The sequence below is a fragment of the Mycetocola sp. Y719 genome (genome assembly GCF_056713205.1).
On record NZ_JBWYGY010000001.1, the window covers coordinates 927,822 to 949,178 of the forward strand.

Annotated in this window: 19 protein-coding genes, 1 tRNA gene and 1 pseudogene; 6 read left to right on the top strand and 15 right to left on the bottom strand. The window is 66.2% G+C overall.

Annotated features, from left to right (window positions below; genetic code table 11):
* Nucleotides 1–59 precede the first annotated feature (59 nt).
* Nucleotides 60–845 (bottom strand): copper homeostasis protein CutC, encoded by a 786-nt coding sequence (locus AC1M0F_RS04300; protein WP_480236956.1) that lies wholly within the window; start codon nucleotides 843–845, stop codon nucleotides 60–62.
* 142 nt (nucleotides 846–987) lie between these two features.
* Here AC1M0F_RS04300 and AC1M0F_RS04305 point away from each other — a divergent pair, with 142 nt between their 5' ends.
* Nucleotides 988–2,286 carry an alpha-L-fucosidase gene (locus AC1M0F_RS04305; protein WP_480236957.1) on the top strand — a complete coding sequence of 433 codons (1,299 nt, stop codon included), beginning with the start codon at nucleotides 988–990 and terminating at the stop codon, nucleotides 2,284–2,286.
* Nucleotides 2,287–2,422: 136 nt separating this feature from the next.
* Here the strand turns inward: AC1M0F_RS04305 and ilvC are convergent, their stop codons facing one another.
* The 6 genes and pseudogenes from ilvC to AC1M0F_RS04335 all read right to left on the bottom strand — a co-directional run bounded on the left by ilvC (nucleotide 2,423) and on the right by AC1M0F_RS04335 (nucleotide 9,908).
* A complete protein-coding gene (gene ilvC / locus AC1M0F_RS04310; RefSeq protein WP_480237360.1) occupies nucleotides 2,423–3,646 on the bottom strand; it encodes a ketol-acid reductoisomerase in 1,224 nt (407 codons plus the stop codon).
* A pseudogene (ilvN, locus tag AC1M0F_RS04315) lies at nucleotides 3,555–4,028 on the bottom strand (acetolactate synthase small subunit); the annotation flags it as partial. The gene ilvC and the pseudogene ilvN, both read right to left, overlap by 92 nt.
* A 3-nt stretch (nucleotides 4,029–4,031) precedes the next feature.
* The gene (locus AC1M0F_RS04320; protein ID WP_480236958.1) at nucleotides 4,032–5,840 is read right to left on the bottom strand and encodes an acetolactate synthase large subunit; all 1,809 of its coding nucleotides are present in this window, start codon (nucleotides 5,838–5,840) and stop codon (nucleotides 4,032–4,034) included.
* 47 nt (nucleotides 5,841–5,887) lie between these two features.
* The gene (ilvD, locus tag AC1M0F_RS04325; protein ID WP_480236959.1) at nucleotides 5,888–7,582 is read right to left on the bottom strand and encodes a dihydroxy-acid dehydratase; all 1,695 of its coding nucleotides are present in this window, start codon (nucleotides 7,580–7,582) and stop codon (nucleotides 5,888–5,890) included.
* A gap of 35 nt (nucleotides 7,583–7,617) precedes the next feature.
* Nucleotides 7,618–8,400, bottom strand: a complete 783-nt coding sequence (gene otsB, locus AC1M0F_RS04330) for a trehalose-phosphatase (RefSeq protein ID WP_480236960.1) — start codon at nucleotides 8,398–8,400, stop codon at nucleotides 7,618–7,620.
* Nucleotides 8,397–9,908, bottom strand: coding sequence for an alpha,alpha-trehalose-phosphate synthase (UDP-forming) (locus AC1M0F_RS04335; protein WP_480237361.1), 1,512 nt, complete (start codon nucleotides 9,906–9,908; stop codon nucleotides 8,397–8,399). Before AC1M0F_RS04335 ends, otsB begins: the two co-directional genes overlap by 4 nt.
* A 136-nt stretch (nucleotides 9,909–10,044) precedes the next feature.
* Here AC1M0F_RS04335 and AC1M0F_RS04340 point away from each other — a divergent pair, with 136 nt between their 5' ends.
* The 3 genes from AC1M0F_RS04340 to AC1M0F_RS04350 all read left to right on the top strand — a co-directional run bounded on the left by AC1M0F_RS04340 (nucleotide 10,045) and on the right by AC1M0F_RS04350 (nucleotide 11,870).
* Nucleotides 10,045–10,887, top strand: coding sequence for a sugar phosphate isomerase/epimerase family protein (locus AC1M0F_RS04340; RefSeq protein WP_480236961.1), 843 nt, complete (start codon nucleotides 10,045–10,047; stop codon nucleotides 10,885–10,887).
* A 63-nt stretch (nucleotides 10,888–10,950) separates the two neighbouring features.
* Nucleotides 10,951–11,184 carry a hypothetical protein gene (locus AC1M0F_RS04345; RefSeq protein ID WP_480236962.1) on the top strand — a complete coding sequence of 78 codons (234 nt, stop codon included), beginning with the start codon at nucleotides 10,951–10,953 and terminating at the stop codon, nucleotides 11,182–11,184.
* Nucleotides 11,185–11,315: 131 nt separating this feature from the next.
* Nucleotides 11,316–11,870, top strand: a complete 555-nt coding sequence (locus AC1M0F_RS04350) for a hypothetical protein (RefSeq protein ID WP_480236963.1) — start codon at nucleotides 11,316–11,318, stop codon at nucleotides 11,868–11,870.
* Nucleotides 11,871–11,889: 19 nt separating this feature from the next.
* Here the strand turns inward: AC1M0F_RS04350 and AC1M0F_RS04355 are convergent, their stop codons facing one another.
* The 8 genes from AC1M0F_RS04355 to AC1M0F_RS04390 all read right to left on the bottom strand — a co-directional run bounded on the left by AC1M0F_RS04355 (nucleotide 11,890) and on the right by AC1M0F_RS04390 (nucleotide 19,608).
* On the bottom strand, nucleotides 11,890–13,131 hold the full coding sequence (locus AC1M0F_RS04355) for a DUF6716 putative glycosyltransferase (protein WP_480236964.1): 1,242 nt from the start codon (nucleotides 13,129–13,131) through the stop codon (nucleotides 11,890–11,892).
* Entirely contained in the window at nucleotides 13,132–14,004 is an 873-nt protein-coding gene (locus tag AC1M0F_RS04360) for an N-acetylneuraminate synthase family protein (RefSeq protein WP_480236965.1), read from the bottom strand.
* The gene (locus AC1M0F_RS04365; protein ID WP_480236966.1) at nucleotides 14,001–15,170 is read right to left on the bottom strand and encodes a cytidylyltransferase domain-containing protein; all 1,170 of its coding nucleotides are present in this window, start codon (nucleotides 15,168–15,170) and stop codon (nucleotides 14,001–14,003) included. The genes AC1M0F_RS04360 and AC1M0F_RS04365 overlap by 4 nt, the downstream gene beginning before the upstream one ends.
* 92 nt (nucleotides 15,171–15,262) lie before the next feature.
* Entirely contained in the window at nucleotides 15,263–16,648 is a 1,386-nt protein-coding gene (locus AC1M0F_RS04370; protein WP_480236967.1) for a glucose-6-phosphate dehydrogenase, read from the bottom strand.
* Nucleotides 16,649–16,694: 46 nt separating this feature from the next.
* On the bottom strand, nucleotides 16,695–17,447 hold the full coding sequence (locus tag AC1M0F_RS04375; protein ID WP_480236968.1) for an ArsR/SmtB family transcription factor: 753 nt from the start codon (nucleotides 17,445–17,447) through the stop codon (nucleotides 16,695–16,697).
* Nucleotides 17,448–17,511: 64 nt separating this feature from the next.
* The gene (cls, locus tag AC1M0F_RS04380; RefSeq protein ID WP_480236969.1) at nucleotides 17,512–18,984 is read right to left on the bottom strand and encodes a cardiolipin synthase; all 1,473 of its coding nucleotides are present in this window, start codon (nucleotides 18,982–18,984) and stop codon (nucleotides 17,512–17,514) included.
* Nucleotides 18,985–19,142: 158 nt separating this feature from the next.
* Complete coding sequence (locus AC1M0F_RS04385; RefSeq protein WP_480236970.1) at nucleotides 19,143–19,382, bottom strand: PLD nuclease N-terminal domain-containing protein; 240 nt, start codon at nucleotides 19,380–19,382, stop codon at nucleotides 19,143–19,145.
* Between the two features lie 150 nt (nucleotides 19,383–19,532).
* Nucleotides 19,533–19,608 (bottom strand) — tRNA-Lys (locus AC1M0F_RS04390).
* 123 nt (nucleotides 19,609–19,731) lie between these two features.
* Here AC1M0F_RS04390 and AC1M0F_RS04395 point away from each other — a divergent pair.
* Both AC1M0F_RS04395 and AC1M0F_RS04400 read left to right on the top strand, forming a co-directional pair.
* On the top strand, nucleotides 19,732–20,553 hold the full coding sequence (locus AC1M0F_RS04395; protein ID WP_480236971.1) for an inositol monophosphatase family protein: 822 nt from the start codon (nucleotides 19,732–19,734) through the stop codon (nucleotides 20,551–20,553).
* Nucleotides 20,554–20,583: 30 nt separating this feature from the next.
* On the top strand, nucleotides 20,584–21,357 hold the full coding sequence (locus AC1M0F_RS04400) for a lysophospholipid acyltransferase family protein (protein ID WP_480236972.1): 774 nt from the start codon (nucleotides 20,584–20,586) through the stop codon (nucleotides 21,355–21,357).

The following is a 21,357-nucleotide window of genomic DNA, read 5'->3' on the forward strand; positions in this document are numbered from 1 at the left end:
GCCAGCGTACCGGTCGCCCGAACTCTGCGAGATCGCGGTTAGGCACCCAAACGAACCGATCAGGGGTTTTTGGGTGCGTAAGTGCTCTCTCGTGCGGCGGACACTGCACGCGCGACGGTGCCGGCATCCGTCACGTCGTGGCCGTCGTCGCCACCGCCAGGGCCGCTGCCGAATGTTCTGCCGGCGGCCGCGCGGGCGGAGAGGTGGACGGCGTCGACGCCGATCGACGCGAGCGAGGGGATCGACTCGACGGTCACTCCCCCTCCGGCCATGATCTCGACCCGCCCCGCCGACTCGCGCACGAACTCGGCGAGGACGTCGAGTCCGTCCGCACTCGAGGCGGCGCGCCCCGAGGTGAGGATCCGGTGCACACCCAGCTCCGCGAGCTCTGACACGAGCGATGCGGCGCCCACCGCGATGTCGATCGCCCGGTGGAAGGTGACGGTCAGGTCCCCCGCCGCGGCGACGAGTCTCTCGATGGTGGGTCGATCGAGCGACCCGTCCTCGGTGAGGGCACCGATCACCACTCCGGCCGCTCCCAGGCGTCCAAACTCGTCGATGTCCCGTTCCATCACGTCCCTGTCGCTGCGCGAGAAGACGAAGTCGCCCGGCCGGGGACGGATGAGCACGTGGACGTCCTGCGCGCCCGCCGCGCGAGCATCCGCCACGGCGACGCCGACCGCTCCGACGGACGGGGTGAGTCCGCCGAGCACGAGTCCCTGGCAGAGCTCGACCCGCGTCGCCCCGTGTTCCCTGGCGATGCGGGCGCCCTCCACGCTCTGCACGGCGATCTCGACGGCAAGGCTTCCGGCGTGGGAGGGAACGCGGGCGCTGGTCGAATCCATGACGCGAACCTACACGGCGTCGGCCCTCTCCGCACACGCTGACACCGTCCGCCCATGCGGCACTCGGTCCAGGCGAAACGGATGCCGTAACGTCGTCCGCGAGGACGGTCATCCCGTTCGATCCCGTCGCGAAGGACTTCGAATGAACAACGCCCCCGCCTCGCCCGACGTCGCCTGGTTCGACCACGGGCGGTTCGGCCTTTTCATCCACTGGGGCGTGTACGCACTCCCGGCGCGGCATGAATGGGTGCAGAACCGCGAATACATCCACCCCGACCGCTACGAGATCTACAGCGAGCACTTCGACCCCGACCTCTTCGACGCACGCGACTGGGCACGACGGGCGCGACAGGCGGGTTTCACCTACGCCGTCCTCACCACGAAACATCACGACGGGTTCTGCCTCTGGGACTCGGCGCTCACCGATTACTCGGCGCCGAAGACGACCGCCGGGCGGGATCTCGTCCGCGAGTTCGTCGACGCGTTCCGTTCCGAGGGCATGCGCATCGGGTTCTACCACTCCCTCATCGACTGGCACCATCCGGACTTCACGGTCGACGGCATCCACCCGCTCCGCAACGATCCGGCCGAGATCGAGCGCAACAGTGAACGTGGCTTCTCGCGGTACCGCGACTACCTGCACGGGCAGGTGAGGGAACTGCTCACCGGCTACGGCCAGGTCGACTACCTGTTCTTCGACTTCAGCTATTCGCAGGGCATCGGCTCGCTGCCGGGCAAGGGCGCGGCCGACTGGGGGTCCGAAGAACTGCTGCACATGATCCGGGAGCTCCAGCCGGGCTGCCTCGTCAACGACCGGCTGGAGATCGGCGGAGACGTCACGACGCCGGAGCAGTACCAGCCCGCCGTCACGCCGACCGACCACGATGGCGCGCCGATCCGCTGGGAGGCCTGCCAGACCATCAACGGGAGCTGGGGCTACGACCGCGACAACCTCGCGGACAAGTCGAGCGAGCTCCTGCTCAAGATGCTCATCGACACCGTCTCGAAGAACGGCAACATGCTGCTCAACATCGGACCGGATGCCCGTGGGTCACTGGACGACCGGACCACCGAGCGGATGAGCGACCTCGCCGACTGGTTCCGCCTGCACAGCCGGTCGATCTACGGCGCGGGCGCGAGCGAGTTCACGCCCCCGACCGACGTCAGGTACACCCAGCGCGGCGACCGGCTCTTCGTGCACGTGTTCTCGTGGCCGTTCGTGCACGTCCACCTGCCGGGGCTCGGCGGTCGCGTGCGCTACGCGCAACTGCTCGCGGACGGATCCGAGATCCCATTCAAGGTGCACCTGCCCGAGCATGACCAGCCGAACCAGCACACGCAGCCCGTCGGTCTGGGGTCAGACACGGTAACGCTGCACCTGCCGGTGCGTTCCCCGAACACCCCTGTCCCTGTGATCGAGGTCTTCCTGACCGAGGCGTGACAGCGAGATCGCAGTTACGTACTCAAACGGGCTCGAAATGGCCGCTGTCGGTGCGCAACTGCGATCTCGAACAACGACACAACAGAGAACGGCCCCCGCCTGAGGCGAGGGCCGTTCTGTTCAAGCCGGTCGGACCTTAGCGGGCGACCGAACCGTCGGTGTAGTCGTCGTCGTTCGACGCGTTCCACGCGAAGAGCTTGCGCAGTTCGCGGCCGGTCTCTTCGATCGGGTGAGCCTCGCCCTTGGCGCGGAGCTCGAGGAATTCGGGTGCTCCTGCGTCCTGGTCGTCGATGAAACGCTTGGCGAACGCGCCCGACTGGATGTCGGCGAGAACGGCCTTCATGTTCTCCTTGACCGAGGGGTCGATGACCCGCGGGCCGGAGACGTAGTCGCCGTACTCGGCAGTGTCTGAGACGCTCCAGCGCTGCTTGGCGATGCCACCCTCCCACATGAGGTCGACGATGAGCTTGAGCTCGTGAAGAACCTCGAAGTAGGCGACCTGCGGCTGGTAGCCGGCTTCGGTGAGGACCTCGAAGCCGTACTGTACGAGCTGCGAGGTGCCACCACAGAGGACAGCCTGCTCGCCGAACAGGTCGGTCTCGGTCTCTTCGGTGAACGTGGTCTTGATGCCGCCGGCGCGGAGTCCGCCGATTGCCTTCGCGTAGCTGAGGGTCAGCGGCCAGGCGTTGCCTGTCGCGTCCTTCTCGACGGCGACGATGACGGGAACGCCACGGCCTGCCTCGTATTCGCGACGAACGGTGTGGCCAGGGCCCTTCGGGGCGACCATGATGACGTCGACGCCCTCAGGAGCCTCGATGTACCCGAAACGGATGTTGAAGCCGTGGCCGAAGACAAGGGCCTTGCCGTCAGAGAGCTGGTCCTTGATGGACTCTGCGTAGATCGTGCGCTGGAACTGGTCGGGCGCGAGGATGACGATGACGTCGGCCCAGGCAGCAGCCTCGGAGACGGTCTTCACCGTGAAGCCCTGCTCCTCGGCCTTCGCGATCGAGTTGGAGCCCTCCTTGAGGCCGATGACGACCTCGACACCGGAGTCACGGAGGTTCAGTGCGTGGGCGTGGCCCTGTGAGCCGTAGCCGACGACCGCGACCTTCTTCCCCTGGATGAGCGAGAGGTCAGCATCTGCGTCGTAGAAAATCTCAGACAATTGTTGTTTCTCCTTGTTGTTGAGGTTGTTGGTTCGGGCGGTGCCGTCTGTGTCGGCGGATGCCCGGCTAGTTCTTGAAAACGCGCTCGGTGATCGATTTGGAGCCGCGGCCGATGGCGAGCAGGCCCGACTGGGCCATCTCCTTGATGCCGTACGGTTCGAGCACCTTGAGGAACGCGTTGGTCTTTCCGGAATCGCCCGTGACCTCGATCACGACGGCATCCGTTGCGACGTCGACGACGCGGGCGCGGAACAAGTTCACTGCCTCGAGCACCTGGGACCGTGTGGTGTTGTCCACACGGACCTTGATGAGCAGGTGCTCACGCTGGACGGACTGGTCGGGGTCGAGCTCGACGATCTTGATCACGTTGATGAGCTTGTTCAGCTGCTTGGTGATCTGTTCGAGCGGAAGACCTTCGACGGTCACAACGACGGTGATCCGGCTCAGGCCGGGGATCTCGCTCGTGCCGACCGCGAGGGACTCGATGTTGAAGCCACGACGGGCGAACAGGCCGGCGACTCGGGTGAGCAGACCGGGCTTGTTCTCGACGAGCAGGCTCAGGACGTGGGTGCTCATGGTCTAGGCCTCCTCATCGAACGACGGGCTGTGCTCTTTGGCGTACTGCACGTAGCTGTTGCTGACGCCCTGGGGCACCATCGGCCACACCATGGCATCCGCGCTCACCACGAAGTCGATGACGACGGGGCGATCGTTGGTCTCCAGTGCGAGCTTGATCGCGGCGTCGACCTCCTCGGCCTTCGTGACGCGGATGCCGAGGCATCCGTATGCGTCGGCCAGCTTGAGGAAGTCGGGGATCCTGATCGTGTCATGACCGGTGTTCAGGTCGGTGTTGGAGTACCGGCCGTCGTAGAACAGCGTCTGCCACTGGCGGACCATCCCGAGGGACGAGTTGTTGATGACGGCGACCTTGATCGGGATCTTGTTGATCGCACAGGTGGCGAGTTCCTGGTTCGTCATCTGGAAGCATCCGTCACCGTCGATCGACCACACGACGCGGTCGGGTTCGGCGACCTTGGCCCCCATGGCGGCAGGAACCGAGTAACCCATGGTCCCTGCACCGCCCGAGTTGAGCCAGGCGTTCGGGCGCTCGTACTTGATGAACTGGGCGGCCCACATCTGGTGCTGGCCGACTCCGGCCGCGTAGATGCCTTCAGGTCCGGTCAGTTCGCCGATCCGCTGGATCACGTACTGCGGCGCGAGGAGACCGTCGGTCGGTTCGGTGTACCCGAGCGGGAACTCCTCGCGGAGTCCGTTGAGGTAGGCCCACCACTCGTCGGTGTCAGGCGTCGACTCACGCAGAACTGTGCCGAGTGCTGCGGTCAGGTCGATGATGACATCTTTGGCGTCGCCCACGATCGGGACGTCAGCGGTGCGGATCTTCGAGATCTCGGCCGGGTCCACGTCGACGTGCACGATCTTCGCGTTGGGTGCGAACAGCGCGGTCTTGCCGGTGACCCGGTCGTCGAAGCGGGCTCCGAGCGACACGATGAGGTCCGACTCCTGGAGTGCGAGCACAGCGGGAACCGTTCCGTGCATGCCGGGCATGCCGAGGTGCTGCTTGTGCGAGTCGGGGAATGCCCCGCGCGCCATCAGCGTGGTCACGACGGGGGCGCCGATGAGCTCGGCGAGCTCGAGGAGCTCGGCCGATGCCTTCGCGCGGATCACGCCGCCGCCGACATACAGCACCGGTTTCTTGGCCTCGACGAGCAGCTGTGCCGCCGCCTGGATCTGCTTGCCGTGCGCCTTCGTCACCGGACGGTAGCCGGGCAGGTCGATCTTCGGCGGCCAGATGAACGGCGCCTCCTGCTGCTGTGCGTCCTTCGTGATGTCGACGAGCACGGGGCCGGGTCGACCGGTCGACGCGATGTGGTACGCCGATGCGATGGTGGCCGGGATGTCTGCGGCATCGGTCACGAGGAAGGAGTGCTTCGTGATCGGCATGGTGATACCGACGATGTCCGCCTCCTGGAAGGCATCCGTTCCCATGAGATTGGAGAACACCTGGCCGGTGATGGCGAGCACGGGGACGGAGTCCATGTGCGCATCCATGATGGCCGTCACGAGGTTGGTCGCGCCGGGACCGGAGGTCGCGATGGCGACACCGACCTTGCCGGAGGATGCCGCGTAGCCCTCGGCCGCGTGGCCTGCGCCCTGTTCGTGGCGGACGAGGATGTGACGGATCTTGGACGTGTCCATCAGCGGGTCGTAGACCGGCAGGATCGCACCACCGGGAAGACCGAACACGTCGGTGATACCGAGAAGCTCGAGTGTCCGGACGACGGCTTGTGCGCCGGTGAGCGTTTCGGGGCCGTCTTGGGCGGCTTTGAGATCGGCGGGCGATATGGCGGTGCGAGGTTCCGCAGGCATCGTATGGATTCCCTTGTCGATGGTTGGATCTGAACTGAACGCGGAAGCTATCCCGTGATCGCGCCCTCCGCAGCGGAGTGGACGAGCTTGGAATACTTTGCGAGGACGCCACGGGTGTAGCGCGGGGGAAGCGGTGCCCAGCCGTTGCGGCGGGCGGCCAGCTCTTCTTCGTCGACAAGTAGGTCGAGCGACCGAGCTGCGATATCGACCCGTATCAGATCACCATCGCGCACGAAGGCAATGGGACCAGCGTCCACTGCTTCGGGTGCTATGTGGCCGATGCAGAGGCCGGTTGTGCCGCCTGAGAATCGACCGTCCGTCAATAGTAGTACATCTTTTCCGAGGCCAGCGCCCTTGATGGCGGCGGTGATGGCGAGCATCTCGCGCATGCCAGGGCCGCCCTTCGGGCCCTCGTAGCGGATGATGATGACGTCTCCAGCGGAGATCTGTCCGTCGGTGAGCGCGTCCATCGCCGCACGTTCGCGTTCGAAGACGCGCGCTGGTCCTTCGAAGACGTCGGCGTCGAAGCCGGCCGTCTTCACGACGGCTCCGTCCGGTGCGAACGACCCGTGGAGCACGGTGATGCCGCCGGTGGCGTGGATCGGGTTGTCGAGGGTGCGGATGACGGTGCCGTCGATCGGCATCGGGTTGAGGTCGGCGAGGTTCTCGGCGACCGTCTTGCCTGTCACGGTGAGAGCGTCACCGTGGAGCAGGCCGGCGTCGAGGAGGGCCTTCATCACGACGGGGACACCGCCGTGGCGGTCGACGTCGTTCATCACGTACTTGCCGAACGGCTTGAGGTCACCGATGTGCGGCACGGTGTCGCCGATGCGGTTGAAGTCGTCGAGGGTGAGGTCGACGTCGGCCTCACGGGCGATCGCGAGCAGGTGCAGCACGACGTTGGTGGAGCCCCCGAATGCCATCGCGACGGCGATGGCATTCTCGAACGCCTTCTTGGTGAGGATGTCGCGGGCGGTGATCCCGAGACGCAGCATGTTGACGACGGCCTCACCTGAGCGGTGGGCGAAGTAGTCGCGGCGGCGGTCGGCGGAGGGCGGCGAGGCGGAGCCCGGGAGGCTCATGCCGAGAGCTTCGGCCACTGAGGCCATCGTGTTGGCCGTGTACATGCCGCCGCAGGCACCTTCGCCGGGCGCGATGGCGCATTCGATGCGCTTGAGGTCTTCTTCGCTCATCGTGCCGGCCTTGCACGCGCCGACCGCCTCGAAGGCGTCGATGATGGTGACATCCTTCTCGGTGCCGTCGCTGAGCTTCACCCAGCCGGGCGCGATCGACCCGGCGTAGAGGAAGACGCTGGCAAGGTCGAGACGAGCAGCGGCCATGAGCATGCCAGGCAGCGACTTGTCGCAGCCGGCGAGCAGCACGGTGCCGTCGAGGCGTTCGGCCATGACGACTGTTTCGACGGAGTCGGCGATGACCTCACGCGAGACGAGGGAGAAGTGCATTCCCTCGTGGCCCATCGAGATGCCGTCCGATACGGAGATCGTCCCGAACTGCAGCGGGTATCCCCCGCCGGAGTGGACGCCTTCCTTGGCACCCTGCGCAAGCCGGTCGAGCGACAGGTTGCACGGGGTGATCTCGTTCCAGCTCGACGCGATACCGATCTGGGGCTTGTCCCAGTCCGCGTCGCCCATCCCGACCGCGCGGAGCATTCCGCGTGAGGTGGTGGCTTCGATTCCGTCTGTGACTGCTCGGCTGCGAGGTTTCAGGTCGATCTCTGACATGGTTCGAGTCTAGAACCTCGAACATGCCCCGGCTTTCATCGGCCGGTGGCGGCTCTCAGCACGGCAAGGCGCTCGAGAACGGCTGCGACCTCGATCGGCTCGGCGACGCGGAACGGCGCAACGGTGGGACCGTTGCCGCTCTTGAGCGCGAGGTCCTCGCCTCCGAGCACCTTGAAGGCATCCTCGTCGGTGACGTCGTCGCCGGCGTAGAGCACGGCCGTGGCGCCGGTGTAGTCGCGCAGGTGCAGGATCGCGTCTCCCTTTGTGGCAGACAGCACGGAGAATTCGAGCACGTCCTTGCCATCGCGGATCGTCGCATCCGGGTAGACGTCTGCGACGATTCTGCGCGCGGCATCTTCGGCGGTGAACGCGGCGTCGGAGTCGACGCCACGCGTGTGGACGGCGAACCCGGCCGGCTTGCGTTCGATCCGCGTTCCGGGGTGGTCATGGGTGAACCCGGCGAACGCCTGCACGAGGGCGGCGACCCTCTCGGTGTCCTCAGGGTCGAGAGGCGGATGCGCGTCGACACCATCGAACCTGTACTCGGCACCGTGCGAACCGACAAGGAGCACTCCGGCCGGCGCCTCCGACGCTCGCTGCAGACTGTCGACCGCGCGTCCGGAGACGAAGGCGACTGTCGTGTGCGAGACCTCGAGCAACCGCTCGACCGCGAGACGGGCCTCAGGCAGGGCACGCGCATCCTCCGGGCGGTCGACGAACGGGGCCAGCGTTCCGTCGAAGTCGAGAGCGACGAGGAGGTGTTCGGTTTCAGCCAGCCGCCCCAGCGCGGCGTCGAGGGCCGGGTCCACGGCGCTCACTTGCGCAGGTCCGGATACTCGTGGGAGACCGGGTGTGACGTCGAGGCGAGCGCGAGTTCGTCAAGGAAGACCCTTGACCACTTCACCACGTCGTTCTCGAGGACCCGTTTGCGCATGGCCCTCATCCGCCGTCGTCGCTCCGTCTCCGGCATGTCGATTGCCCTGATGATGGAATCCTTCACACCGTCGATGTCGTGCGGGTTGATCAGCAGCGCCTGGCGAAGGTCGTCGGATGCCCCGGCGAATTCGCTGAGGATGAGCACACCCCCGAGGTCGGCGCGGGTCGCCACATACTCCTTGGCCACGAGGTTCATCCCGTCGCGGAGCGCTGTGACGAGCATGATGTCGGCGGCGAGGTACAGCGCGACCATCTCCTCGCGCGGATAACCCTGGTGGAGGTAGTTGATGGCTGTGTGGCCGATCGAGCCGTAGTCGCCGTTGATCCGCCCGACGGTGAGTTCGATCTCGTCACGGAGCTGCATGTAGCTGGCGACACGTTCACGGCTCGGGCTGGCGACCTGGACCAGTGTCACGTCCTCGACGGCCAGGCGCTTCTCGGCGAGGAGTTCGCCGAACGCCTTCAGCCGGTGGCCGATGCCCTTGGTGTAGTCGAGGCGGTCGACGCCGAGCATGATGGTCTTCGGGTTGCCGAGTTCCTCACGGATCTGGGCCGCCCTGGCCTTGACCTCCGGGCGCTGGGCGAGTTCGACGTAGCTCTCGGCGTCGATCGAGATCGGGAACGCCCTGGCGATGACCCGGCGGACAGGCGCGCCGCTCGTGTGGGATCGGTCGCCGGTGCTCTCGTCAGACGAGTCGCCGACCGGCACCCAGATCCGGGTCCCCTTGGTGTCGTAGCCGAACAGCCGGCGGACAGCGCGGGCGAAGTTCCCGGCATCGGCGACACGCTGGAAGCCGATGACATCGGCGCCGAGCAGGCCGGAGATGATCTGCTGCCGCCACGGCAGCTGCGAGAAGATGCCGTACGCGGGGAACGGGATGTGGTTGAAGAAGCCGATGGTGAGGTCGGGGCGTGCCTCACGGAGCATCCCGGGCACGAGCTGGAGCTGGTAGTCGTGCACCCAGACGGTGGCGCCGAAATCCGAGATCCTCGCGGCCGTATCTGCGAATCGACGGTTGACGGCCACGTACGCCTCCCACCATTCCCGGTGGTAGCCGGGCTGCGCGATGACGTCGTGGTAGAGCGGCCAGAGGGTGTCGTTCGAGAAACCCTCGTAGTAGTTCTCGATCTCTTCGGTGTTGAGCGCGATCGGCACCATGCGGATGCCCTCGTGCTCGAACGGATCCAGGTGCACGTCCGGTGCTCCCGGCCAGCCGACCCATGCGCCGTCCGACGCCTTCATCAGGGGCTCGAGCGCCGCCACGAGTCCGCCGGGTGACATCCGCCATCCGGAGCTCCCGTCCGGGCCAGTGACGCTGTCGACCGGGAGCCGGTTGGCGACGACGACGAAGTCGTATGTCTCGTCTGCGCTGGATGTCGTCTCGATGATGTGTTTCCCCCTCGGCCCCTGTTCGGACACCGCCTGTCGGCGACTGTCCGGTGGCCTCACAGGTTACCAGTGGTTGCAGAATGGACACCCCGTGTTCAGGCGCAGATCCTAGGCTAATGGCGTGATCAGGATCGGAATGAGCACATCGTGCGTGTACCCGCTCGGAACGGAGCGGGCGTTCGAGTTCGCCGAGGAGGCCGGCTACGACGGCGTCGAGGTGATGGTCACGAACGACGACGTCACCCAGGAAGCGAGCGCATTGAAAGCGCTGAGTGAGGCCTACCGGATGCCTATCCTCTCGATCCATGCACCGGTTCTGCTTCTCACCCACTTCGTCTGGGGAACGGATCCCCTGGTGAAGCTGCAGAAATCGGCTGAGCTGGCGAGGGATGTCGGGGCGGACACCGTCGTCGTCCATCCGCCGTTCCGCTGGCAGAAGGAGTACGCGGACGGCTTCCTCGACCACGTCCGCACGATCCGGCAAGACTCCGGCATCCGGATCGCCGTCGAGAACATGTTCCCCTGGCAGGTCCGCGGGCGCACCATGAAGGCGTACTCCCCCGGCTGGGATGCCGTCGAACTCGACTGCGACGACGTCACCCTCGACTTCTCGCACGCGGCCCTGTCCGGCCAGGATGCTTTCGACCTGGCCACGAGGCTCGGCCCCAGGCTCCGCCACGTGCACCTGTGCGACGGTTCCGGTTCGATCGATGAGGGCCGGGTCTTCGATGAGCACAGCCTCCCAGGGCACGGCACCCAGCCGGTTGCCCGCGTTCTGGAACTCCTCGGCGCTTCCGGCTGGAGCGGTTCGGTCGTCGCTGAGGTGAACATCCGCAAGGCTAAGTCGGACATCGAGCGCCATCTCGCACTGCACGAGACCCTCGAGTTCGCCCGCAGGCACCTCGGGCACCACCGCCCGGGGCCGGACCATCTCCGCGCGTTCCGCCGCCGTTCTCTCGACGCATTGCTCGGGCGCTGACGCGTCGACCGTGACTCCTCCGGCGAATGCCGATAGCGTTGAGAACCTTGGAGGTGCACCCAGATGCGCAAATACATCCTGAACTTCACGGTCATCAGTGCCTTTTTCGGCGCCGTCACCCTGATCCGGACAAGCAAGTCGGCCCCGCGTGACTGGCGGCTGGCGCTTCTGTGGCTCGGCTGGCTCGTCACCGTGGCGAACGCGTTCGCCCAGGTCTCGGAGCGGGCCGACCAGGACAAGGTCGAGGCGGAGGGCGGCGAGAGCAAACTGAAGCGCAGGGCAGCCGGAAAAGTTTGATCGACCGCGCGGCCGGAAATACCCTCCATTCAGGAGGTTTCCCGCCGTGATCCGGCGTGTCAACGCCCCGTTTCATGGCCGCTCGGCGACACTGTAGACATCACCACAGTCAGTAGCAGGGAGCACCGGACATGTTTGGTCGCCGCCGTCACCGCGCACCGGTCATCGTCGCCCCTCCGGCGCCGGTCCCGATCCCGGGTGTAGAACTCTCCGAAGAGCAACTCTTCGAGAAGATCCGCAGCCGACTCGACCAGCATCTGGGAGCCGGTGGAGACTGGACGCTCGTCCGCCGCAGCGACTCAGACACCGACACGTTCTTCCACGAAATGGCTGCGTTCTCGCTGGCCCGTGAGATCACGTCCGCCATCGTCGCGACCCCGGTCGCTGCGCCCGCCGAGCAGGCCGCAGCCACTGCCGCCGACGTCGTGCCGACCATCACCGTCCAGACCGTCCCGTCAGCGGCATCCGGTCTCACCGATCTCGACTCGGCCTTCAGCGGCGCGCCTGCGGTCGCAGAGCCCGCTCAGGCAGAGGACCGCGAGGTCCTCGAGCACGTGATGTTCGAGCTGAACACCGTGGCTGTCTGGGCGGACCCGCAGCGCCACGACCCGTCGCACGTGGACGCCGAGATGGTCACGCCATCCGGATCCTCCAGAAGGCGCTGGAACGGCACTCGCGCGTCCTGAGCGCGCCTGTCGGTCGACCTCAGGCTTCGGCCGCCTTCGCGGCGACCAATGCCCGTCGTCTGCGGCGGATGACGAACATCGGCCAGCCGATGACCAGAGCAACGAGTCCGAGCGCTGACGGATCGTGACGCCCCAGTGCGTGGCGGCGATCCCACGCACGCCTGAGCGCTCCTCCCCTGCTGCGTCGCGCCGGCCTACGGACGACCAGTCTGCTGTTATCGCGATCGGCCATCAGGTCCGAGAGCCGGCCCTGGAACGTGTTGTCCTCGACGGCGTGGAAGTAGTTCTGCGCCAGCCAGCCCGGTTCGAGCTGGGGGAATCGCAGGTTCAGGAGGTCGTCGGACGGCGCGAGTAGCCCGCTTCCCACGAAGACCTCGGTGATCGTCTCCGCTCCGACCCCGAAGTCGTCCAGCAGGATACTCGGCACCCCGAGGGCTGCCGCTTCGAGGACGGCGGTGGAACTCACGGACGCGAAACCGGCGGCGCGGCGCAGGTGGCCACGCATCGGCCCGGCCTCGACGATGAGATTCGGTGGGGCGTCCGCCGGCAGCAGGTCAGGAAGCGGATACGACTCGGCATGGGTCTGTTCCTCGCCCAGGAGTGCGCGGACCTTGAGAACGACTCGCAGGTCGGGGTGTCTGCGCGCCAGCTCGCACAGTTGCCCGACCAGCCGTAGGCGGTCTGGGCGCTCGCGAGGAACGATGGCCTGCGCGGCGAAGATGATGCTGTCCCTGGGGCGATCGGGCTTCGGCGCTGAGCTCGCGGCCCTGGCAAACGGAAGCGTAGCGAGCACGAACTCGACCGGAGTTTCGTGTTCCCGAGCGAGTTCGTCGTATGCGGCCACCTCGCGATGGCTGTGCAGCACGAACAGGTCTGCCTGTGCCCTATAGAAGATGCCCTTCCACTTGGCGGGGATCGAGATCCCCGGCAGCCCGCTCACGAGCACGGGGCGCAAGGGGCCCCTGCGGGCCAGGGCATGGAGGATGACCTCGGCGACCGGCCCCCTGCACGCGACCAGCACGGCATCCGCACGCGAGACCTCGGAGTCGGCGAGAAGCTCGGCGACCGTGAGGAAGCGGGTTCCGCCCTTCCCGAACCGCGTGTGGGCAACGGCATCCGCCACCTGCCGCGGGCTCGCGGTGAGCGCGCTCGCGACGACGACGAGTGTCAGTTCCCAGTCGTCAGGCAACGAGTCGAGAAGGCTTGCTCCCCATTTGACGAACGAATCCGAATCGGCGATGCCGACGACACGCCGTCCCACCTAAGCGCTGACGCGGCGGAGCTTGGCCAGCGGTGCGAGCTCACCCGGGTACACGCGTTTCACCCCGTCACCGAGTGCCTCCTCGAGCACACGGATGTCCCGGACGAGAGTGGCGAAACCGTGCGGTTCGAGCGAGGCCGCGTGGTCGGAGCCCCACATCGCCCTGTCCAGGGTGATGTGCCTCTCAACGACGCAGGCCCCGAGGGCAACAGCGGCGATGGAGATCTGCAGGCCGCGTTCGTGCCCCGAGTATCCGATTGGGATGCCGGGGAACCGGTCGGCGAGGGTGGGGATCATCCGAAGGTTCGCTTCCTCAGGCGGGAGCGGGTACGTCGACGTCGCGTGGAGGACCGAGAGGCGCTCCGGATCGAACAGGGACACGGCCCTGTCCACCTGGTCGAGTGTCGACATCCCCGTCGAAAGGATCACGGGCCTGCCGGTCTCGCCGATGCGACGGAGCAGCCCTTCGTCCGTGACGGATGCCGATGCCACCTTGTATGCGGCGACGTTCAGGTCTTCGAGGAAATCGACACTGGGTTCGTCCCACGGCGAGGCGAACCAGTCCAGGCCGCGGAGGGTGGCGTGGTCGCCGATCTCGATGTACTGCTCCCGGTCGAACTCCACCCGGTAACGGTAGTCGAGGTACGTCATCTCGCCCCACGGTGTGCTCCGCAGGACGCTCTTCATGTGTTCTGGGGTCGAGATCGCCGGTGTCCGTTTCTGGAATTTCACCGCCTGCGCTCCCGCGTCTGCGGCCACGTCGATGAGTTCCTTCGCCAGGGCGACGTCTCCGTTGTGGTTCAGCCCGATTTCACCGATCACATAGACAGGGTGGCCGGGGCCGACGGTGTGGGTTCCAATGGTCAGCGTCATGGCTGCGTCCTTTCGGTGAGTACGAGATCGGCGAGTTCGCGGACGGCGCCGTCACCGCCGCCGCGGGAGAGAATCAGGCGTGCGGCCGGGATGACGTCCGGGTGTGCGTCTGCCACCACGACGGGCCAGCCGACGAGACGCAGGCATTCGAGGTCGTTGACGTCGTTGCCGAGGTAGGCGATCCGGGTCAGCGGAATGCCCTTGCTCGACGCCCAGCCGCGCAGGGCGGACGCCTTGTCTTCCACGCCGTGGCGCACATCGACCGTGAGCTTCGCTGCGCGGGCGGCGACGACCGGGTTGGTCTCTGTGGACAGGATGAGAACGGGCACGCCTGCGGCTTTGAGGAGCGAGACACCGAGCCCGTCACCGCGATGCGCTGCGATCGATTCGGTGCCGTCCTGCGCGACGTGGACTCGGTTGTCGGTGTGCACACCGTCGAAATCCGTGACGACGGCATCCACATCGATACGACGCCCAGTACGGCCTTCAGCGGAAAGCACAGCGGACGCGAGGTCGGCTTCCGTGTCGATCTCAAGAGCTGATGACGGTGAGACGATGCCCATGCCGATCCGGCCGAAGAACCGGTGGCCGGACCGTTTGAAGCCCTCAGTCCTGAGCACGTAGAACCCGCCCGTTTCCAGGAACTGGGGATCACGGTCCTGCCTGCGCGGGCGGGTCGACGCGTCGTGGTTGACGGCAGCCGCCCCGGTCGGGCTCTCCCGCCAGAGGAACGCATGCGATTCGGCGGCGGAAAAGACGACGTCGCACTCGCCGAGCGTGACCCGTTCGATGGCGTCATCGAGGTCGTCAGGCTCGAGAAACGGCGACGTCGCCTGGATGAACACGAGGATGTCCGCGTGGATGCCGTCGTTCTCCAGTTCCTGGAGCGCGTGGAGCAGCGCGCTCTCGCTCGACGCCTCATCGGTGGCGAGCTCGGCGGGTCGTTCGATGACATGCGCGCCGTATGCGGCCGCGACCTCAGCGATCTCCGGAGCGTCCGTCGACACGAACACCGAGTCGATGAGCGTGGCCGACCGGGCAGAAGCGATCGCGCGGCCGATCAGCGGCACGCCGCCGACCCGCCTGATGTTCTTGCCGGGGACGCCCCGGGAACCACCGCGCGCGGGGATGACGGCGACGACCGTTGTCCTGGGTCTTGAGCTCATTTCCTCAGGCTAGGAAGGCTCTCCCCCGCAAAGATGGCCGCGCCCTGACGATCGGGTGAACGATCGGCGACGGATCGGGGCGCACCGTTCGGCTACACCGCCTCGCCGATCGGCTTCCAGCCGTCCGGGCCGGTCGACCCGGCGGGATACTCCTCGAGCGGCACCTCGCCCGAGCGCCAGGCGGCGAGTACGGATTCCACGATCCGCCAGCATTCCTCTGCGGTGTCTCCGCGAACGGACAGAGAGGGGTCGTCGTCGAGGATGCCCTCGAGGACCTCACCGTATGCGTTCAGCTGGCCCGGGCCGAAGTCAGCGGCGAACGTCATCCGCTCCAGTTCGTGTGGGTCGTCCGGTCCGTTGATGTTGATCGACAGCGACATCTCGTCTGGGGCGAGGAACAGCCGGAGCACGGTGGGCTCTGTGCTCCCGCGGAATCCCGCCGGGACCTGGTTGGCCGGTTTGAACGTGACGACGATCTCGCGACGCCGCTCCCCGAGCCCTTTGCCCGACCGCAACGTGAACGGAACTCCAGCCCATCTCCAGGTGGCGACGTGGAAGGTGACTTCGGCGAGTGTCTCAGTCTCGAGCGCCGGGTCCACTCCCTTCTCGTCGGCGTAGGACGGATAGACCCGGTCGTCGACCGTCCCTGCGGTGTAGCGGGCACGCCGCCCTGCGCCGATCGGGTCATCGTCCCACGGACGTGTCGCGCGCAGCACGAGTCCCTTGGCGTCGCGGAGATCGGCGGCATCCAGTGACGCCGGCGGCTCCATCGCGAACACGGCCAGCACCTGCAGCAGGTGGCTCTGGATCATGTCGATGAGCGCACCGGCCTTGTCGTAATAGCCGGCGCGTCCCTCGAGTCCCAGTTGCTCGTCGTAGACGATGTCGACACGTTCGATGTGCTCGGCGTTCCAGAGGGGCTCGAAGATGCGGTTGGCGAATCGTAGCCCGAGCAAGTTGAACACGGTGGCCCGGCCGAGGAAGTGATCGACCCTGTGGACCTGTTCTTCAGGAACCAGGCGCGCAAGCAGCCGGTTCAGCGCAGCGGCACTGTCACGATCGGTGCCGAAGGGCTTCTCCAGCGCCAGTAGAGTGCCTTCGGGAAGCCGGACCTCCAGCAGCGCCGTGCACGCCTGGACCGTGACGGCAGGGGGCAGGGCGAAGTAGAGGACCGGGTTGCCCTCGGATTCCGCGAGGAGCGGCTCGAGGGCGGACGGATCCGTGACGTCGGCGTGACGGAACACCGTGTCCCTGAGGAGCGCGTCGACAGCGGGTCCTGCCCCGTCGACCGTCGCGAACGATGCCCTGACGATCTCGCGCCAGGCGGCATCCGTCAGCTCGTCGACGCCGACTCCGACGAGGTGAACCCGCCGATCCGGCTGGTGGGTCAGGAGCTGGCCGAGGGCAGGGAGGAGGAGCCGCGAGGAGAGGTCTCCTCCCCCTCCGAGCAGGAACAGGGTCGTCGAGGGCTGCGTCATGGTCCGACCATACGCCAGTGGCGCGCCCCGCACGGTTGCGCTCGCCTCAGGTGTACATCAGCGACCCGGGTGTGGTGAGGAGCTGCCCCGTCTCGAGCCAGGTCTTCAGTCCGGACAGGATCATCGGCCAGCCCCCGTAGAGCTGATCGTTGGCGCCTTCCCGCAACTGGTCGTGCGTGACTGTGAGACGGCAGGAGTCCTCGACCTGCTCGATCTCCCACGTCACACGCGATGTGCCCTCGCTCTTCACATCGTCGTCCCAGAGAGCGACCATGCTCTGAACCAGGCGCCTGGGAGGGTCGAACTCGAGGATCTCGCCCTCCCCAAGCGGCGCAGACGCGTTCCCGTTCGTCATCTCGTAGTGCGATCCGGGCGCCCAGTCAGTGACGATGCGGTTGCCGAACTGATACTTGCTCCGGATGTCGTTGTCGACGATCGCCTCCCAGAGGCGGTCGGGGGTCGTCTTGATGTAGATCTCGAAAATCTTCTCCATGGTCTCTTCCAGTTCGCTTTTCAGGCCGCTGAGTCCAGCGGTCCAGTTCTCTGCGTATTTGCTCACCCAACGGTCGTGGACGAGCTGAATGGGCACGGCGTTCAGGAAGTGAAGTTTCTCCCGCCCGTCGCGCCTCGTCACAACGAGTCCGGCTTCCTCGAGCTGTTTGAGGTGCTTCATCACACCGAATCTGGTGATGTCGAATCGAGCCTCGAGCGCGCCCAGGGTCTGGCCGTCCTCACGGAAGAGCTCGTCGAGCAACGCACGCCGAGTCGGGTCGGCCAGCGCCTTGAAGATCTCATCCATGGATCGAGGTTATGTGACCATTTGGTCACATGTCAAGGGTGGTGGCGCAACCGGTCGGCTCGGGTTACTGCAACGCGGAGGTGAGACGCGCCACCCCGTCGAGGAACGTGGCCGACGCCGGTTCCTTCTGCCATTCCTCCAGGGTGAGCTGCCGACCGGCGTCGCGGTAGCCCTGCTCGACGGCACGCATCTGGGAGACGAACGACGCGCCGCGCACCAGAAGCGACCCCTCCGAGTTGAGGGCGAACGAACGGATGTCCATGTTGCTCGAGCCGATCACGGCGACGTCATCGTCGACCGACAGGTGCTTCGAGTGCAGGATGTACGGGCCCGGGTACAGCCAGATCCCGACACCTGCACGGAGGAGACTGCCGTAGTAAGAACGCTGGGCGTGCCACACCGAACCCTGGTCGCCGATCTCCGAGACGAAGAGCTGCACGTCCAGCCCGCGCTGGCACGCCGAGGTGATCGCGTACATCATCGCCTCATCCGGCACGAAGTACGGGCTCGTGATGATCACCTTGCGCTGCGCGGACGTCACCAGCGTGAGGAACAGCCTGAGGTTGTTCTCGCCGTCATAGCCCGGCCCGCTCGGCACCACCTGGCAGACCAGGGCATCCGCCGACGTGTCTGCGGGCACGTCGACGGCGGCGAGGTGGTCGTCGTCGCCGAGCAGTTCATCGGTCTCGAGGTACCAGTCGGAACGGAAGACGGCGTCGATTGCGGCGACCACAGGGCCGGAGACTCTCGTCATCAGTTCCTGCCACTGCAGGCCACGCTTCAGGTTCTTCGGCGAGTTGTAGCTGCGATCGATCAGGTTCTGCGAGCCCATGAAGCCCACCAGCCCGTCGACGACGACGAGCTTGCGGTGATTGCGCAGGTCCGGTCGCTGATACTGCCCCTTGAGCGGCCGGACCGGAAGCATGTAGCTCCAGGTCACGCCGATGCGGTCGAGTTCGGCGAACGTCTCGTCATTTCCTGCGACCCGCCTAGACGCGACGTAGTCCGCCAGCAGGCGCACCCTGACACCCCGTTGGACGGCGCGTTCGAGGGCTGCGAAGAAGCCCGTCGTCGTCGAGTCGAACGACACGATGTAGAACTCCACGTGCACGAAGCGGGTTGCGGTGTCGATCTCGGCGGACATGGCGTCGATCGACCCCTGATAGTCCCCGAGAAGTGTCGCTGTGTTCCCGCCGAGCGGAGGCAGCGCCCCGAGTTCCTCGTTCTGTGTCGTGAGAGAGGTGAACCACTCGGGCCACGTATGGCGGTCAGGAGCAAGATCGACGCCCTCGGCCTTCGCCCGGATGATGCCGTCGATCTCCCTCTGCTTGTCGCGGCGCGCTTTGGGCAGTTTGGAATTGCCGATCAGCAGGAAGAAGAGGATCCCGATGAACGGGATCAGGAAGATCGCGAGCAGCCAGGCCATCGCCGCCGTCGGCTTGCGCTCTCTGGGCACGATGATGAGCGCCGCCACCCGGATGGCGAAGTCAGCGAGCACGAGAATGCCGCCGAGAATGGCGGCCCACTGCCCGTTCACCGACGGGCCCCGGACACTGACTGATCGCCCATCTGATCGCTCCCTGTGATCCTCGCCCGGCACGGCTCGCCTGCGCCGATGTCGGCACACTAGTCCCGCGCCGGGTCCTGTGGATCACACGGATGGGGTGAGGGTCGGGCCGGCGCCTGACCCGCGCCTCAGAGACCCTCGCGGCGTCCCTTGATGAAGTAGACGATCGGGCCGATCCAGTTCACCGCGATGATCACGGTCCACATGCCCTTCGGACCATTGACCTGATCGGCGGGACGGGTGGCGAGATCCCTCCACGCGACTGCGGCCAGCGCGAGCTGCACCGTCCCGATCACGAGGACGACAGCCTTCCGTCCGGTGCTCATCTCGGTCCACTTCAGCTGCTTCGACTTCGAGTTCTTCGTCACGATCGATGCTCCTGTTCTCGGGAATGCGGTGTGTCGTCTCCCAGACTCCCGGCATCCGCCCCGTGGCACAACCGGTCGAACCATCTTCGGCCGAGTCCAGCGCTCGAACGGCATGAAAAAGCCCCGGTCGAGTGTACGACCGGGGCTGGATGGTGCACCCCCCGAGACTTGAACTCGGAACCCACTGATTAAGAGTCAGTTGCTCTGCCGATTGAGCTAGAGGTGCGTTTTCGACCCACCGACTGCGCGGTGAACCGTGGAAAACCTTAGCATGCGATCCCCGTCGTTCGCCAATCGAGCGGGGCTCGCGACGAGGACCCGTCGATACCCGCAGCACTATCGTGGAAGCATGACTGCGCCTCTCCCCTCCCTCGCTGACGATCTCGACCTGGCCCGCCGACTGGCTGACGTCGCTGACGCGATCTCGTTCGACCGGTTCCGCTCGGCGACCCTGGAGATTTCGACGAAACCGGATGCCACACACGTGACGGATGCGGACCTGGCGGTGGAGCGCGCACTGCGCGACGTCCTGGCCGCCGAACGCCCTGACGACGGCATTCTCGGCGAGGAATACGGCACGGAGGGTTCGACGGAACGCCAGTGGATCCTCGACCCGATCGACGGCACCGCGAACTTCCTCAGGGGCGTTCCCAACTGGGCGACGCTCATCAGCCTCGCCGTCGACGGCACTCCTGTCGTCGGGGTCGCGAGCGCACCGGCGTTCCGCAAGCGGTGGTGGGCCGCTGAGGGTTCCGGCGCATGGCTCGCCGAGGACGGTCAGGAGCCCAGGCGCCTGCACGTCTCCGGCGTCGAGAAACTGGAGGATGCATCGCTCAGCTTCCAGAGCATCGCGCAGTGGGATGAGGCCGGTTACCTCGACCAGCTGATCGGCCTGTCCCGGTCGGTCTGGCGAGACCGCGCCTTCGGCGACATGTGGTCGTACGGGATGCTCGCGGAAGGACTCATCGACATCGTCGGCGAGTTCGACGTGAAGGAGTACGACATCGCTCCTTTCGTGATCCTCGTCCGCGAGGCCGGCGGCCGGTTCACGTCGATCGACGGTCGCGACACGATCGCGGGCCGCAGTTCCCTCGCGAGCAATGGCATCCTGCACGACCAGGTGCTTAGCACCATTGGCCACGGTCCCGCCATCCTCGCTCAGGACAGCTAGATTCCCCGTCGTTCCCTCTACGCTTTCCGTATGAGCGCGCGAACCAGGGAACCCGTCTACACGACCGCCATCGCAGCGGGACGGCTGCTCTTCGGTGGCCTCCGGCTGAAGCCCGTCGTCACCGGAGCCGAGCACCTTCCCGCAACGGGCGGCGCCGTGCTGGCCATCACACACTTCGGATACATGGACTTCGCTCTGACCGAATGGATGGTCTGGCATCGCAACCGGCGGCGCATCCGCTTCCTCGCCAAGAAGGGTGCGTTCGACAAGCCGGTGGTCGGCTGGCTCCTGCGCGGGATGCGACACATCTCCGTCGACATGAAATCGGGGGCCGCGGCATATTCGCAAGCCATCGCGGCACTCGAGTCCGGCGAGGTGCTGGGTGTATTCCCCGAGGCAGGCGTCAACACATCCTTCACCGTGCGCGAACTGAAGACCGGAACGATCAGGATGGCCGCCGAAGCCGGGGTGCCGGTTATTCCCATCGCGGTCTGGGGCGGCCACCGTCTGCTCACCAAGGGACACAAGCCATCGCTCAGCGAAGCGCACGGTGTCCCGATCCGATTCGCCGTCGGGTCGCCACTCGCCGTCGATGCGTCAGGCGACGTCCGAGAGTTGACGGACACCTTGCGCCGAACCATGCAGGCACTGCTCGATGAGGCTCAGTCGAGCTACCCGGACGATGGTGTCGGCGCATGGTGGCAGCCCGCCCACCTCGGCGGAACCGCTCCGACACCGGAGGAGGCCGCAGTGGTCGAAGCCGAGCGTCAGCGACGCAAGGCCGCCGAGGCCGAATCCAGGTGA